14 protein-coding genes are annotated in these 16,056 nt (G+C 37.1%); 6 read left to right on the plus strand and 8 right to left on the minus strand.

The annotated features are described in order from the left end of the window. Window positions 1–5 precede the first annotated feature (5 nt). From AC4MDD_RS17640 to AC4MDD_RS17665, 6 genes are read right to left on the minus strand one after another with little or no spacing between them, the layout of a single operon-like run. Window positions 6–1,124: a glycosyltransferase gene (locus tag AC4MDD_RS17640; protein WP_491882114.1), complete on the minus strand. Its 1,119-nt coding sequence runs from the start codon at window positions 1,122–1,124 to the stop codon at window positions 6–8. Beyond that, window positions 1,117–2,205, minus strand: coding sequence for a glycosyltransferase family 4 protein (locus AC4MDD_RS17645; protein WP_491882115.1), 1,089 nt, complete (start codon window positions 2,203–2,205; stop codon window positions 1,117–1,119). Before AC4MDD_RS17645 ends, AC4MDD_RS17640 begins: the two co-directional genes overlap by 8 nt. Beyond that, a complete protein-coding gene (locus tag AC4MDD_RS17650; RefSeq protein WP_491882116.1) occupies window positions 2,202–3,050 on the minus strand; it encodes a glycosyltransferase in 849 nt (282 codons plus the stop codon). The genes AC4MDD_RS17645 and AC4MDD_RS17650 overlap by 4 nt, the downstream gene beginning before the upstream one ends. A gap of 6 nt (window positions 3,051–3,056) precedes the next feature. Beyond that, a complete protein-coding gene (locus AC4MDD_RS17655; RefSeq protein WP_491882117.1) occupies window positions 3,057–4,358 on the minus strand; it encodes a hypothetical protein in 1,302 nt (433 codons plus the stop codon). A 2-nt stretch (window positions 4,359–4,360) separates the two neighbouring features. Then, complete coding sequence (locus AC4MDD_RS17660; RefSeq protein ID WP_491882118.1) at window positions 4,361–5,530, minus strand: nucleotide sugar dehydrogenase; 1,170 nt, start codon at window positions 5,528–5,530, stop codon at window positions 4,361–4,363. Between the two features lie 10 nt (window positions 5,531–5,540). Beyond that, the gene (locus AC4MDD_RS17665; RefSeq protein ID WP_491882119.1) at window positions 5,541–6,809 is read right to left on the minus strand and encodes an oligosaccharide flippase family protein; all 1,269 of its coding nucleotides are present in this window, start codon (window positions 6,807–6,809) and stop codon (window positions 5,541–5,543) included. 453 nt (window positions 6,810–7,262) lie between these two features. Here AC4MDD_RS17665 and AC4MDD_RS17670 point away from each other — a divergent pair, with 453 nt between their 5' ends. The 5 genes from AC4MDD_RS17670 to bamJ (AC4MDD_RS17690) all read left to right on the plus strand — a co-directional run bounded on the left by AC4MDD_RS17670 (window position 7,263) and on the right by bamJ (AC4MDD_RS17690) (window position 12,656). Beyond that, window positions 7,263–8,366, plus strand: coding sequence for a polysaccharide biosynthesis/export family protein (locus AC4MDD_RS17670; protein WP_491882120.1), 1,104 nt, complete (start codon window positions 7,263–7,265; stop codon window positions 8,364–8,366). Further along, window positions 8,366–8,794 carry a low molecular weight protein-tyrosine-phosphatase gene (locus AC4MDD_RS17675; RefSeq protein WP_491882121.1) on the plus strand — a complete coding sequence of 143 codons (429 nt, stop codon included), beginning with the start codon at window positions 8,366–8,368 and terminating at the stop codon, window positions 8,792–8,794. The genes AC4MDD_RS17670 and AC4MDD_RS17675 overlap by 1 nt, the downstream gene beginning before the upstream one ends. 16 nt (window positions 8,795–8,810) lie before the next feature. Then, the gene (locus AC4MDD_RS17680) at window positions 8,811–10,991 is read left to right on the plus strand and encodes a polysaccharide biosynthesis tyrosine autokinase (RefSeq protein ID WP_491882122.1); all 2,181 of its coding nucleotides are present in this window, start codon (window positions 8,811–8,813) and stop codon (window positions 10,989–10,991) included. Window positions 10,992–11,204: 213 nt separating this feature from the next. After that, a complete protein-coding gene (gene bamJ / locus AC4MDD_RS17685) occupies window positions 11,205–11,909 on the plus strand; it encodes a BamJ family beta-barrel-assembly machinery protein (protein WP_491882123.1) in 705 nt (234 codons plus the stop codon). A 54-nt stretch (window positions 11,910–11,963) separates the two neighbouring features. Next, the gene (bamJ, locus tag AC4MDD_RS17690) at window positions 11,964–12,656 is read left to right on the plus strand and encodes a BamJ family beta-barrel-assembly machinery protein (protein WP_491882124.1); all 693 of its coding nucleotides are present in this window, start codon (window positions 11,964–11,966) and stop codon (window positions 12,654–12,656) included. Between the two features lie 151 nt (window positions 12,657–12,807). On the opposite strand, the gene murJ is transcribed toward bamJ (AC4MDD_RS17690), so the two are convergent. After that, entirely contained in the window at window positions 12,808–14,364 is a 1,557-nt protein-coding gene (gene murJ / locus AC4MDD_RS17695) for a murein biosynthesis integral membrane protein MurJ (protein WP_491882125.1), read from the minus strand. Window positions 14,365–14,441: 77 nt separating this feature from the next. Then, window positions 14,442–15,014, minus strand: a complete 573-nt coding sequence (gene ampD / locus AC4MDD_RS17700) for a 1,6-anhydro-N-acetylmuramyl-L-alanine amidase AmpD (protein ID WP_491882126.1) — start codon at window positions 15,012–15,014, stop codon at window positions 14,442–14,444. A 184-nt stretch (window positions 15,015–15,198) separates the two neighbouring features. On the opposite strand from ampD, the gene nadC reads away from it, so the two are divergent. Continuing rightward, a complete protein-coding gene (gene nadC / locus AC4MDD_RS17705) occupies window positions 15,199–16,044 on the plus strand; it encodes a carboxylating nicotinate-nucleotide diphosphorylase (RefSeq protein ID WP_491882127.1) in 846 nt (281 codons plus the stop codon). The last annotated feature ends 12 nt before the right edge of the window (window positions 16,045–16,056 follow it).

Raw genomic sequence — 16,056 nt, forward strand, 5'->3', positions numbered from 1 at the left:
AACCACTATTTAGTATATAAATGTGTAATTAAACGTTTTTGCAGATTCCATTTATCTTCTGCATTAGGATAATTTTTCAACAAAACTTTTTGTCCATTATCTACTAACAATTGCTGTAGATTAATGTCAGAGATAAGTTTCAAAATTGCAGTTGCTATATCTTTTCCATCCAATGGATCAAAATATAGGGCTGCATCTTCACATAATTCGGTGGCAAATGCCCTATCACTTACAAGCAAGGGTCTTTTTGCTAAAAATGCTTCTGGAAATACCGCAGTCGATGATTCAACTAGGCTAGCACAAATCACAGCATTACTTTCCAAGTAGAGTTCAGCAAATTGAGAGTTTTCAACAAAACCTGTAGTTGAGATAAGATCAATCACTGAATTATTTTCAGCTAATATTACTAAATTATTCCAGTCATTACTTTCTTTTGGAATAGTAAAAACAACCTCTAAATTGTGCTGAAAACTTGGGGCATTTTTAATTTCAGCTAAGGCAAGAATGATTCTTTCTAAATTTTTATGTGGGTAATAGCTGCCAGGAACGAGAATTCTAAATTTATCTTGTTTAGGTACTATTCTATTTTCATTATCTAAAATATTTTTCTTAAATTTCGGACTATAGGAGTTTCCAATAACAAAAATTTTGTCTAATGGATATTTAAAACTAGCTGATAGCTTGCTTTTAACCAACTCAGTTTCCACCAATAAATAGCTTTGAGAATTTTGAAATAGTTTTTTCTTAATAAAGTTTAAAACTTTTTCATAAATACCTATATTTAATTCTTTCTCATATAATATTTTACCTAGAGCAAAACCTTGTAATGTTTTAGCTTTAGGTTTCCAATAAGCTGGGCCAAAAACCACAAAAACGAGTTCAGGATTATGCTTTTGTTCGATTTTTGAAATACGCTTACCTTGAGCGAACTTCTTATAAATCGGCTCTATACTTTCAACATAATAGTGTTTAACACTTTCTTTAGCTAAAATTGATAACTGTTTATCAATTTCAGGGTTCACAACGCAAATTACTTCAAAGCTTGGATCAATGGCAATATTTTCAATGATGGATAAAGCAACTTGTACCCCACCACCTTTTGCACAAATGGAAGTATCAACCATTATCTTCATTACTATTCAACCATGTACTTAAATAAGATATTAAATTTTCCGCCATTGCATCACTATTATATTGATCAAATAGAACATGTGAATATAAAGAATGTTCATTTATCAAATTTTCAGTTTTAGTATAATATTCCATTTTGGTTTTAAGATCTTTATAATCACCTGATTTAAATCTATATCCATTTTTCCCATTTTCAATCAAATGCCAAGCTGCACCCACCATATCTGAGGCAATCATGGGCTTACTTAAGCTAGCAGCTTCATTTAAAACCACCCCCCACCCATCATTACGACTAGGAAGTATGAATACATCAGCTAAACTCATTATACTTGAAATATCTTTTGAGCTAACAGCTGGATGAAATAGCAATTTATCAGCTCGTATATTTAATTTATTAGCTAAATCTTTTAATTTAATTTCATTGGAACCATTACCAACAACTATTAAACAGCACTTATCATCTTCAATCTCAGAAAATGCTTTTAATAGTAAATCAACTCCTTTTCGATTAATAAGCTGTCCCAAGTATAGAAAAGCTAATTTATCAATTTTAAATTTCGAAATATTTTCATTACCCCCATAAGATATTAGAGGCTTTATAGAATAACTAAGATGCTTAATATCTTTTTTAATCCCCCATCTTCTAAAATCTTTTTCAGCTAAAATCCCCTGTGCTAATGCACCTAAAGCAAACTTATTAACTAAGTTTGCATACCATTTCTTTATTAAGAATGATTTATACCACCATAGGCCTGGAGTAGATTTCTCACTCCAATGAACCCAATTAATACTTTTCTGACTTAAATGAATAGCTAACTTTCGAGTAAATCTACTTCCATATCCAGGAACAATATGTACAAAATTAGAATACTTACTTAAAAAATCATCCATTTCAGCTGCAGTGACATGAGATTCAAAAGGCTTTAAAGTATTAACATCCCATCCTAAATCTTTTCTATCATTAGTAATTTCTGCATAATATCCAACTCTTAAATTTACATCATATTTAATTAAAGTATCAAAGAAATGCGATTGATGATGAGAAGGATAATTCATCCAAATAAATATATTCATTTAAAAACCTGATAAATTTTAGATAAGATGTTAATAAAAAATATAAATGACGGAAACTTAATTAAAGTATTTAAATATTCTTTGATACTTATATTTGCACCATTACAATTGAAGGTTTGAATATATAAATATCTTTCATACTTTAGAGAAAGCTTAAATTTCTCTGAAATATAGCGTTGACTAATTAAATATTTATCATGCTGACTATTGCCAATTCTTGGCTTATCATGACTAACATCTATAATATAGCTATAATTAAATATTTTTTCGATATTACCTAATTGAAGAATTCTCAACCAACATTCTAGATCTTGCCAACATTTCAAATTCTCATCGAACCCGTTAATTTTTTTCAAAGTTTCAGTTTCTGTAAAAATTTGATTACCAACTGGATTTGATAAAAACATTTCATGAAATTTAATGACCTTATTCTTAAATCTTTTTTTACCATATGTCAAAGTGGTTCTATTTTTAAGCACATATAAAGAACTTATAGCTACAGTATTATTTTTTTTATTCTTCCAAGCATCTATAAATGACTGAATCCTATCTTTTTCAAAATAATCATCATCATCTAAGCCTGTTATAAAAAAACCTTTAGCATTTTGGATTGCAATATTTCGACTTACACAAGCGCCAGAATTATTTTCTTTTATGTAAAATCTCACGCGAATATCTATTTTTGATAATTCGTTTAAATAATTATGAGTACCATCTGTTGAACAGTCATCAACTATTATTACTTCTATCTTTTTATATGTTTGCAGCAGAACAGAATTTACAGCACGCTTAAGCAAACTTAAGCGATTGTAAGTAGGTATATATATAGTTACAAGTGGTTCCACTTTTACCTATCCTCTCTTATTTTTTAACAAAGTTATTTGCATTACAAGTCCTATAAACAACATTAGCAATATATACAAATTTCCACCCTTAAAACCTAAATTAAAATAAAAAACCCCTTGAACAACTATTTGAAAATATAAAATCAAATAAACAACATACAACCAAGTTAATTTCCTAAAATAGATAAAAAAAGCACTTGACACAATCAAATGGTAAAAAATTAATATTAAACAATAAAACCACCCCCCCATGATATAAAAGTTTTGAAATAAAGTACCCCACATCCAAAAATATGAACTATCTCTTCTCATAAATATATTTGAATCAAATAAAACTGGAAAATTATATGCCCAACCATAAAAATTCTGATGATTTTCTACAATTTCAGCAAAAATATATGGCTGGGCACCGAAATAAAATAAAGAATCTTTAAACAAAGAATCAAAATCTGAAGAAAAGCGATCTAATGTAATCCAAATAAAAAAACCAAACATTACAAAGCCTAAAAACCAAAAATACTTTTTAATTTTTTTAAAGAAGTAGTTATTTATTAAGTAAGGCAACCATAACCAATAAAAAAGACAGCAATATAAGAAAATATAAATAAATCTATCTCTAGTAGCAAAAACAAGACCACCTATCACACCACTTAAAACACCTAAAAAACAAATGATTAAAAACTTTTTTTTGTTCTGGGTTGACACAACATAAAATAACAAAAATAAATATAACGAATACAACATTGCTATCCCAACATTCAATGTTGTAAAGATATTTTGTGGCATATGTGAATAATATTCTGAGTTCTCAGCTCCTCCTGCTCTAACATTTGCTGCCCCATATAGGAAAGTATTAAATGTATATGGAACTAAGTAAAAAATTGAAATTAAAATAAGGGGAAATAATAATGAAATCATTCTATTTGTATATTTATTTTCAATTATTTCATTTAAGTTTGGTCTAATAATAAATAGTGATGGAATAATAATAATAAAAATCATTATTGGCAGAAAAATATATGAAAAAATATCATAGCTAATATTATTCATATACAAATAGCTTTTTTTTACAAAACAAGAAAAAATAAACAAGTATTGATAAATGTAAGTTATAAATAGAAATATTTTTTTTACACTAAATGCTAAATAAGAGAACAAAAATATAAGTGTTGATACCAGTAAAGAAACCCAAGCCAACATATCTGGTTGAAAAAATAATGAATTAAAAATCATATATAAGGATAAAAATAATGTAAATATAAAAAGAATAAAACTTTTCTTTCCATATTTATTTAACATTATTAACATACTCAATCCTTCCCGAATAGATCGCGTGTATACACTTTACTTGACTCATGCTTCAAATCATCACTCATTCTATTCGCAAGAATCACATCGGAACTTGATAAGAACTCATTCAAATCATTTTTTACTGCATAAGTTTCAAATGTTTCTTGCTGTAAAGTAGGTTCATAAATCTGAACTTGAATGTTATATTCCTCTAACTCACGGATAATGTCTTGGATCGCTGAATCCCTAAAGTTATCAGAACCTGCTTTCATCGTTAAACGGTAAATCCCCACGATATTTGGACGTTTTTTAAGAATCTCTTTTACAATAAATTGCTTACGGGTTTTATTTGAATGAATAATTGCCTGAATCAAATTTTGCGGCACATCTTTATAATTTGCCAGTAACTGCTTGGTATCTTTAGGCAAGCAATATCCACCATAGCCAAATGACGGATTATTGTAGTGTTGACCAATACGAGGGTCTAAACTCACACCTTGTATAATATCTAAACTACTCAGACCGTGTTTTGCACAATAGGTATCTAACTCATTGAAATAAGCGACACGCATAGCCAAATAGGTATTTGAAAACAGCTTAACTGCTTCTGCCTCAGTAGATTCCATGCATAAAATTGGAGCATTTTTTTCAACCGTTGCATTTAAATATAGCTGAGCAATTGCTTCACCACGTTCAGACTTTTCCCCAACTATAATTCGTGATGGATACAAATTATCATAGAGTGCTTTACCTTCACGTAAAAACTCTGGCGCAAATATGATCTGCTCTGTTTTGAATTTTGCTTTTATCTGTGCTGTATAACCCACAGGAATGGTAGATTTAATGACAATTGTTGCAGTATGATTCAGCGGAATAATCTCTGCAATAACGCTTTCTATAGAAGACGTATCAAAATAATTAGTCTCAGAATCATAATTAGTTGGGGTCGCAATAATAATATAATCGGCTTGCCCATACGCCTGAACCTGATCAAGTGTAGCTTTCAGATTTAAATTGTCTTCTTCAAAAGCCTGTTTAATATAGTCATCTGCAATAGGTAATATTTTTTGATTAATTAAAGTGACACGATTCTCATCAATATCTAAACTAGTTACTTTGTGCTGACGTGCAAATAACACAGCGTTAGATAAACCAACATAACCAGTACCTACAACAGTAATATTTAACACTTATTTATTCCTAATGCTTAAATTTTAATGAATGTTTAAAAAATGGGAAAAAATGTATCTTAAATATAAGACCATTTTTATAAAAGTAATTAAAGAAGGTTAGTGATAGCAATTCAATGATGAGCACACTGTATGCAGCCCCCTTTAAACCAAATAAATAAATCATAATGTAAGATATTGGCAATGCACTAATTGCAACACACATCATTTTTCTTGAAATATAGCGGTAGCTTTCTTCTTTTACCAAAAAACGTGCAGAAATCGTTCCTAAACCGCTACATAAAGTAGCCAATCCTAAGATTACAATTAACTCATATGCCTCTTGATAAGCATTTCCATAAAATAGATTCACTATCCATTGCCCCGAAATAGCCAACATAGTTACTACTACCGATGAAATAAGTATTATCACGGCATTTAACTTCGCAATCATCACATATGATTGATAGTTGCTTTTTTCTCTATATATTTTACTTAAAACTGAAGTAATGATAGAAGTATTAATAAAAGCCCATGACATTCCTAATGTCACAGCTACAGCATAAATCCCTAATTCACGTGTAGATGTTAATGCGGCAAGCATTAAGCTTGTAACCTGAGTGTATAAAGTAACTGCTAATGTAGACAATACCAAAGCACTACCTGCACCAAAATAATATTTTCTATAGTGTTTCAAGCTAATAGGCTTTAACTGTTGAGATTTATTAAAAATGTATTTCTTTAGTAAAAAAGGAATAAGTGCTGTGAGAACAATAGGAATCCCCAAAAAAGCATAATTCAGCTCAAATAGAACAATCAGATAACGAACCAATAAAGCAATACCCAATCCAATCATATTTACAATAGCATTGATATAGGAGGCCAATATTGCATTATTATAGATTGCAAAAATATCTTGGGTAATAAAATAAACAGCTAAGGCAGTCGCTATTGCAAAAATAAGGGTTAATTGATCAGAATATAAACATAAGCCAATCAAAATAGGCAAGCTGTATATTAAAAATAAAATCTTTCTTAAATTTTGTGTGCCAAAAAGATACTTCAATCCTGAATTTGGATTCTTACTCACTCGTTTGAATAATATTTCCTGATTACCAAACCAAGTTAAAGTTTGCACAAAGCCAAATAAGGTTGCTGCTAATGCTATTTTACCAAAGTTAGAGGGGCCAATATATTTGGCCACATATGAAGTGACAAAGATAAGACCGAAAATGCTAATGCACTTTTCTATCATCATCCAAAGTGAATTAGAGATAATTTTCTTAGATAAAATATTCATATGCTTGATCAAGTATTACTTATATTTCAGTAAAACTAAACTTAAAAAAGTACGATCTAATTTTGAAATTATGAGTTTTTTTTTACCACTCTTGCCTGAGGCTGAAGGCACATAGTCCAACCCAGTCACCGCAATTTTTAAATCTGCAATAGATAGCATTTCAACGCCTTATTTATGTACTGTACTTATGAAGATTCAATCTCTCGGCGCGCATACTAGCAGAAAAACGTGAAAATTCTGTTGTGATTTAACACCAAAAAACAAAAAAATAAGAAAATATTTGACTAAGCTTATGCAGGAATGCTCTAGAAAAAGATTTGGATGGGCAAGCAGGCCTTATTCTCTTCATTCACTGTTCAAGTAAAATCAGATACATTTTGTTATAATAAAATCAAAGTTCTCAGGTAGAATATGGCGGATTTAACGAATTAAATATTAAAAACGGGATTTCATGTGCGACAAATTCAACTGGCTTTTTTACTGACTTGCGGTCTCACTTTGACCGGCTGCGCAGTGACCTCTGGTCTGCAAACGTATGACCTACCAGCAGAAGGTGTTTATCAAACCGAACTCGGCACTTCAGTCAATGTGATTAAACTCACCCAAGACTCTATGCTGGCTGTTCAGCCTGCTGTACAAAATATTCAACAAGACTACGCCCATTTGTTTAGCACCCCGCATCGTAGCTACAGTCTGAGTCCGGGTGATCTCCTGTCCATCTATTTATGGGCCTATCCGGAAATGACCCCGCCAAGCAATACCATTAGCAGTGAACAGTCTGCTCAGGCTAACGGTTATCAGATTGACTCACAGGGCTATATCCAGTTTCCCATTATTGGCCGCTACAAGGCTGCGGGTAAATCCCTGACCCAAGTCAACCGCGAATTACGCAGTCAACTGTCACGTTATTTAAAAACCCCGGATGTCATTGTTCGTGTTTTATCCTATCAGGGCCAGCGCTACTCCGTTCAGGGCAATGTCATGAAAGGCGGACAGTTTTATTTAAGTGATCAGCCAGTGAGTGTCTATACGGCCTTGGGCATGGCTGGTGGTGTCAATGCACAACAGGGAAATAATGCTTCCATTACCTTGGTTCGTCAGGGACAGACCTATACCCTGAATACGGTAGAACTGGAAAAAGCAGGTTTTTCACTGCATAACCTGCTGATCCAGCCAAATGACACTTTATATGTGAATAATCGTGAAAATCAAAAAATCTATGTCATGGGTGAGTCGGGTAAAAACCAGTCCTTGCCACTGCGCGATCAAGGAATGAGTTTAAGTGATGTATTAGGTGAAAGTTTGGGCCTAAATCCACTCTCTGCCAGCCGCAGCAAAATTTATATCGTACGCAGCCAGCCAAATGCTGTGCATACCGAAGTTTATCAGATGGACCTGAGCAGTATTGCCGATTTTGGCTTGGCTAACCAGTTCAAGATGCGCAGCAATGATATTGTCTATGTCGATGCTTCAGGTCTGGCACGTTGGCAACGTGTCGTAAACCAGGTGATTCCATTCTCGAATGCACTTTATAACCTGGATCGCTTGGGGCAATAATGCAGATTAAACATATTTTACTGGTCTGTATTGGCAATATCTGCCGTAGTCCTATGGCCGAATACTTTTTAAAACAACAGTATCCGCATTTAAAGATTGAATCTGCGGGTATTGCGGGCATGGTAGGACATGCAGCAGATGAAAAAGCCAGTCTGTGCATGCAAAGTTTGGGCATTGATATGAGCCCGCATGTCGCTCGAAAGCTAAATGCCGAGATGATTAAACAGGCTGATCTGGTTCTGGTGATGAGTCAAAACCAACAAAAACATCTGGAACAGACCTGGCCTTTTGCTAAAGGTAAAACCTTCCGTTTGGGGCACTGGCAAGCCAGGAATATTGCTGACCCTTATCAGCATGACCAAGCTGTATTTGATGATACCTGCCAGTTAATACAGAGCTGTATTGCTGACTGGAAAAAATATATTTAAATTTGAAATCAAGATTATGAGCCAAAATAGCAATACTGAAGATACGATAGACTTAAAAGAATTATTTTTTTCACTCATTGCCCAGTGGAAGCTGATTGCGCTGTGTGTCATCTTAAGCGTGATCTGCGCATTGCTGTATTTAAGGGTCACCCCAGACACTTATTCGGTCGATGCGCTGGTACAGGTCGAAGAGAATAAAGGGACTTCTGCTGCCTTATTGGGTGATCTATCCAACATGATAGAGCAAAAGCAGCCGGCTCAGGCAGAAATAGAACTGCTGAAATCGCGTCTGGTGCTGGGTTCGGCCATTAAAGCCTTAAACCTCGATCTACGCATCGCTGGCACTGAAAACAGCTTTACCGACCGCTTGTTATCACCGCATGACTATCAGACCGAATACAGTAAATCATCTGTTTTGTTTAAGGACAATGGTAAATCCTTTGATATCCGTCAGTTTGAAGTACCGGCTTATTTCCATGACAAAAATTTACGTCTAGACTTTCAGCAAGGTAAATACACTTTAACTGATCCGGCCACAGAACAGGTGGTCTTCTCTGCGCCATTAAACCAGCGCAGTCAATTGCAGTCCGAACATGGTGAGTGGAAAGTTGCCATTTATAGCCAGGACCAGTTCATGGCACCTTATCTTGTTCGCAAGCAATCCCTCCCCGCTGCAGTAAAATCAATTCTCGCCAATTACTCTGTTGCAGAAAAAGGCAAAATGACCGGTGTATTAGGCCTGAATTATCAGGGCACGGATAAACAGCATATTACTGAGGTTCTCAATGCCATCCTAGTTGCCTATAGCCAGCAAAATATTGAACGTCGTTCTGCAGAAACGGCACAAACGCTTAAGTTTCTGGATGAACAATTGCCTGAATTGCGCCAGCAACTGGATGTAGCTGAGCGAGAATTCAATACTTTCCGTCAGCAGTTTAATACAGTCGATGTCACCAAAGAATCTGAACTGTATCTGACCCAAAGTATTAGCCTGGAAACCCAAAAAGCACAGCTCGAACAGCAAGTGGCTGAAGCTTCTGCCAAATACACCAATGAACATCCGGTGATGGAGCAGATGAGTGCGCAACTGGGTGCGATCAATAAAAGAATTAACGAGCTGGAAGCTACTTTAAAGCAGTTACCAGACCTGCAACGCCGATACTTGCAACTCTTCCGTGAAGTTGAAGTGAAACAGCAGCTCTATACTGCCCTGTTAAACTCTTATCAGCAGCTACGCATTGCCAAAGCCGGTGAAATTGGTAATGTGCGTGTGGTCGATACTGCCGTAGAACCATTGCAACCGATCAAGCCGAAAAAACTGCAAATTTTAATTCTATCTATTTTCTTAGGTGGTTTCCTCGGCACTCTCTTGGCATTATTGCGCAACATGCTACGCTCAGGAATAAAAGATTCTTCAGAAATTGAAAATAATCTGGATCTGCCCGTTTATGCCACTGTACCACGTTCGCTAGTGCAAGAAAGCCGAAATAAAATTCTGAAAAAGAAAAAGACCATTCCTATACTTGCAGTTAAAAATAGCGATGATATCGCTATTGAGAGCTTAAGAAGTATGCGCACAGCTATTCATTTCGCTCTAAGCTCTGCCCGGAATAATCTGATTACGATTTCAGGTCCAGCACCTGAAGTTGGTAAATCCTTTATCTCAGCCAACTTAGCCACAATTTTGGCGCAAAGCGATAAACGTGTATTAATTATAGACGCAGACTTACGTCGGGGTTATTTACACAAGTATTTTAATCTCGAAACACAACCTGGCTTAACAGAGTTACTCAATGGTCAACAAAGTTTAGACACGGTTATTCGTCCTACAGAAGTGCCAGGTTTAAGTATGATTTCTCGCGGGAAAAGTCCTGCGAATCCGTCTGAACTATTAAGCTCTAACCAGTTCAAAAATTTATTAGAGCAAATGTCAGAGAAATTTGATCATGTCATTATTGATACTCCACCAGTCTTAGCAGTGACGGATGGTATCATTATTTCTCAATACACAGGTGTTAACTTAGTGATTGCCCGTTATGCGAAAACGCAGATGAAGGAGCTTGAATTGACCCTGAATCGCTTCGAACAAGCTGGTGTGAAAGTGAATGGCTTTATCCTGAACGATATTCAGCGTTCAAGTGCAGGCTATGGCTATAACTATGCTTATGCCTATAAAGCCAATAAAGAATCAGACTAAATACATTCTCTAACCGATAAAAAGCCAGAACTTGATTTCTGGCTTTTTATTTTGTATGACAAACGTTTATATATTCAAATCCTTATAGTTTTTTTAAGGACTTCGGCATATATTAATTTGAAAATGTACTGGTGGTACAAAACACGTCATTCATGAAGTCTGCTAAGATGCTAAAAAACTTTCTGAATGTAATAGAATTAGGAAAAATTTCACATGAGTAAAGCCTTACCCATTGCTGTAGCTGTTATTCTAGGCGGTGCTGCACTTGTTCCCGTTTATTATGCATATCAACACCCAGCTTCAGCCGAAGCCCAAGTTTCAAAAAATGCATCTGCCGTAGAAAAAATTAGCTATGCACTGGGTTATGAGGTTGCTCATCAAACTCCACCAGAACTCGATATTAACAGTTTTGTAACGGGTGTCCGTGCCGGTCATGCTCGTAGCCAACCTGCCTATAGCGAAGAAGAATTAAAACAAGCCTATGAGCAGTTCCAACAAGAAATGCAGCAAAAACAGGCTAATGATGCGAAACAAGCACAAACAACCAGCGACAGCTTCTTAACTGAAAATGCGAAAAAAACTGGGGTGAAAACCACGGCTTCAGGTTTACAGTACAAAATTACACAAGAAGGTACAGGCAAGCAACCCACTGCCAGCTCTGTCGTGACTGTGCATTACAAAGGCCAATTGGTCGACGGTAAAGTCTTCGATAGTTCGCTTGAACGTGGCGAACCGATTGAGTTTCCTTTAAACCAAGTGATTCCAGGTTGGACCGAAGGTCTACAACTCATGAAAGAAGGTGGGAAAGCGACACTTTACATCCCTTCTAACTTAGGCTACGGCCCACAAGGTGTACCTGGCATGATCCCAGCCAACAGCACGCTTATTTTTGATGTTGAACTGATTAAAGTAAAATAAGACAAGTCAATCAAAGGAGAGCTTTTGCTCTCCTCTTTTTATTGAGAATACAATATGAAAATTCAAACAACATTACTCTGTGGCTTGTTACTTTCTACACCTGTTTTTGCTGCACCGATTAATACTAAAAGCAGCATCAATCAACAAGTCGGTTATAGCTTTGGCTATCTCATGGGTCGTAGCAATGCCGAGTCAATTCAAGATTTAGATCTTGATGCTTTTGTGCAAGGGTTACGTGAAGCCTCTAAAGGCCAAGCTGCGTCATTAAGCGATGAAGAAATGGCGCGTGTACTCACCCAATATAAGCACCAAGCGGAAGCGAAACAATTATTAGAAGTGAAAGAATTGGCAGACAAAAATGCCAAAATTGGTGCGGCTTTCTTAGCTGAAAATGCGAAAAAACCCGAGGTGAAAACCACGGCTTCAGGCCTACAATATATGGTTTTACAACAAGGCCAAGGCAAGTCACCTAAGGCCAACAGCAAAGTCAAAGTCCATTATGAAGGACGTTTGATTGATCAGACCGTTTTTGACAGCTCGATTGCACGTCAACAGCCTGCGGAGTTTCAAGTCAGCCAAGTAATTCAAGGTTGGACCGAGGGCTTACAGCTAATGAAAGAAGGCGCAAAATATCGTTTCTTTATTCCCGCTAAACTGGGCTATGGCCAAATTGGTTCAGGCGATGTGATTGAACCGAATAGCACCTTGATTTTTGATGTGGAACTGATTGAAGTGTTGCCAAAATAAGACGGCAATACAAAGGCAATGCTATATACAAAATAAAAAACCTGATCTTCGTGATCAGGCTTTTTATTAATTTCAATCTATTCTTCAATCAAGCCGTGCTTTTTTTAAGCTACGCACTTTGCTTGCAATATAAAAAAAGTACTGCTTTGTTTTATGCTTCATGTTTGAGATGACGTGGTCTAAACCCAGTAAAGAGCAAACCAATCGCATAAGCCACGACACCCACCACACACAATCCGAGCACTTCTGCAACACGGATCCATTGTGAAACATCACCATTATACCAAGTCAATGCATACCACAATGCCGCAATCATCACGGCGTTAGAAATACCAAACTGGATAAACAGTTTTTTCCAGTGTGCACCAAAACGGAAAATATCGCGCTTGTGTAGATAGAAATACAACATCCCCGCATTCACCAGAGCAGAGCCCGAAGAAGCTAAAGCCAAAGCCATATGCTCTGCCTGCCAGTCAATCAATTTAAAGAAGCCAATAAACACCACGTTTAAAATCGCATTTGCGGCAACGGCCATTAAACCGACACGGACTGGTGTTTTGGTGTCTTGCTGCGCATAAAATCCAGGTGCAAAGACTTTAATCAACATAAATGAAATCACCCCAGCACTCATACATTGCAGAGCCAAAGCCGTCATTTGCGTATCTTCAATGGTGAATTGACCGCGTTGGAACAGGGCCTGAATAATGGGGGTCGATAACATAAACAACGCGATACTAGCCGGTACCCCCACCAAAACAATGACCTTCGCAGCCCAATCCATCATGCCACGAAACTTCGACATATCCTGCTCTGCATGACGGGTCGACAATGCGGGTAAAATCACCGTACCAATCGCTACCCCAATCAAGCCCAAAGGTAATTCAGTCATACGTTCCGCACTGTACAACCATGACACTGAACCGTCTTGCATAAACGAAGCCCAAATGGTGTTCAGGAGTAAGTTGATTTGCGTGACAGAAACACCAAATAGCGCAGGCAGCATCAATTTCATGATGCGATCCACCCCTTCATGTTTAAAATCGACTTTCGGCGGAATCAGTAACTTTTTATGCCAAAGTTCAGGAATTTGGATCGCCAATTGTAATACACCAGCAGCAATCACTGCCCAACCAAGTGCCATAATCGGTTCTACCATATACGGCGTCAGCCACCATGCTCCTGCAATCATCGCAACATTCAGCAATACCGGTGAAAATGCGGGTGAAGCAAAGGAACCATAACTATTTAGAATACTGCTGGCAAATGCCGTCAGCGACATAAACAATAAATAAGGAATGGTGAGGCGAAACATTGAAACCGCGAGATCAAACTTCTCTGGATCGGCATGGAAACCCGGTGCATAGATGTATAGCACTGCTGGAGCTGCGACCATAGCAATGAAGGTTAAAGCCGTCATAACGGTCATCAAACAACCAAAGACACGGCTGATCAGAATTTGAACTTCCGCATGGGTACGCCCAGTTTTATATTCGGTCAGTACTGGAATAAACGCCTGTGAGAATGCTCCCTCAGCAAATAAGCGACGGAAGAAGTTCGGTATACGAAAGGCCACCACAAAGGTATCGAAATCTTTACCTGCCCCAAAGACATTCAGTAAGACAATGTCTCGTACCAAACCCAAGACCCGAGAAAGCATGGTCATTGCACTTACAATTACGGTTGACCGCCACAGCGCCATCGTATCCACCTAGTTTTTCATTTGCCGCTATTGTAATGAAACTTCAGCGAATATTTGATTGTTTAATGTTGTTGTTGACTCTCAATTCATTGACTTTTTAACTGCTGCAAACGATTTCGATAGCCTAACCAATCAAAAAATGGGCCTGGATCGGTCTTACGTCCTGGTGCAATATCGGAATGTCCTGCCAAATGCTGCTGAATTTGAGGATAGCCCTGTTGTAAACAGGCCGTCACGTGTACCAATGTTTCATATTGGGCATCTTCAAAAGGCAAGTCATCACTGCCCTCAAGCTCAATGCCAATCGAATAATCATTACACTCTTTCTTGGCCAAATAGCTTGAGCGTCCTGCATGCCATGCACGATCGTTAAAATTGACAAATTGTAAGACTTCGCCACTTCTTAAAATCAGTAAATGCGCTGAGACTTGCATGCCTTGAATGGTTTGAAAATATGGATGTACTGACCAATCTAATTGATTTTGAAAAAATTGTTCAATATAGCCGCCGCCAAACTGTGAGGGAGGCAAACTGATATTATGAATGACAATCAGTTGAATCTCAGTATCAGCAGGACGTGCATTAAAATTAGGCGATGGAATTTGTCTCGCTCCCAGCAGTTGCCCTGCTTGCACTTGAAACGACGGAATGACCTGCATATTTTATATTCCTCAAACCCATTGCGCCCTTTGGGCAATCTTTTTAATGTCTCTCATGCTAAATCTTTCCCCGTCATTTCTCAAATTGCTCAGCGTTTGATTCTGAAATTTTCACGCCTTTTTCAGGAAAAATGCTAATATATTGCGCAATTTTCATGGCTTCTATAAAGATACGGACAATCGGATGAGCATATCGCAGCAACTGCTTGAACAATCTATTCAACTCAATATTCAACAGGCATTACAAGAAGACATCGGTGATGGTGACATTACAGCCCTTTTAACACCTGAAGATGAACAAGCGACTGCGACCATTATTAGCCGTGAAGACATGATTCTTGCAGGTCAACCTTGGGTCAATGCATTAATTGCCGCTTTTGATCCCAGTGTTGAAATCACGTGGCTAAAAAACGATGGCGATTTGGTTTGTGCCAATGAAACCATTTTTAAACTGGCAGGTTCAGCACGCAGCTTACTTACGGTTGAACGCCCTGCACTCAACTTTGTACAAACACTATCTGCTGTAGCAACCAAAACGTCGGAATATGTCAAACAACTCGATGGCTTAAACACCAAGTTGCTGGATACCCGTAAAACCCTGCCGGGTCTACGTATTGCCCAAAAATATGCTGTCGTGATCGGCGGCGGTCAAAACCATCGTTTAGGTTTATTCGATGCTTTTTTAATTAAAGAAAATCACATCATGGCAGCGGGTGGCATTGCTCAAGCCATTGCCAAAGCGCATCAAATTGCCCCAGGCAAACCTGTCGAAGTCGAAGTTGAAACTTGGGCTGAATTAGACCAAGCATTGGAAGCCCAAGCTGATATCGTGATGTTAGACAACTTTAGCCAGCAACAAATGATTGATGCGGTCAAGCATGTTGCAGGGCGTTGTAAATTGGAAGCGTCAGGGAATATCACCATTGCCAACTTGCGCGAAGTCGCAAGCACAGGTGTGGATTATATTTCGATGGGTGTATTGACCAAAGATGTCAAAGCAGTCGACCTTTCTATGCGTTTTAATGCTTAATTCCAATAGTTT

Source organism: Acinetobacter sp. CAU_H_29a_1 (assembly GCF_058599505.1).

Coding starts and splice junctions, on each gene's coding strand:
- AC4MDD_RS17640 (WP_491882114.1), bottom strand. CDS start 1,124: ATGGTTGATACTTCCATTTGTGCAAAAGGTGGTGGGGTACAAGTTGCT.
- AC4MDD_RS17645 (WP_491882115.1), bottom strand. CDS start 2,205: ATGAATATATTTATTTGGATGAATTATCCTTCTCATCATCAATCGCAT.
- AC4MDD_RS17655 (WP_491882117.1), bottom strand. CDS start 4,358: ATGTTAATAATGTTAAATAAATATGGAAAGAAAAGTTTTATTCTTTTT.
- AC4MDD_RS17665 (WP_491882119.1), bottom strand. CDS start 6,809: ATGAATATTTTATCTAAGAAAATTATCTCTAATTCACTTTGGATGATG.
- AC4MDD_RS17675 (WP_491882121.1), top strand. CDS start 8,366: ATGCAGATTAAACATATTTTACTGGTCTGTATTGGCAATATCTGCCGT.
- AC4MDD_RS17680 (WP_491882122.1), top strand. CDS start 8,811: ATGAGCCAAAATAGCAATACTGAAGATACGATAGACTTAAAAGAATTA.
- bamJ (WP_491882123.1), top strand. CDS start 11,205: ATGAGTAAAGCCTTACCCATTGCTGTAGCTGTTATTCTAGGCGGTGCT.
- bamJ (WP_491882124.1), top strand. CDS start 11,964: ATGAAAATTCAAACAACATTACTCTGTGGCTTGTTACTTTCTACACCT.
- ampD (WP_491882126.1), bottom strand. CDS start 15,014: ATGCAGGTCATTCCGTCGTTTCAAGTGCAAGCAGGGCAACTGCTGGGA.
- nadC (WP_491882127.1), top strand. CDS start 15,199: ATGAGCATATCGCAGCAACTGCTTGAACAATCTATTCAACTCAATATT.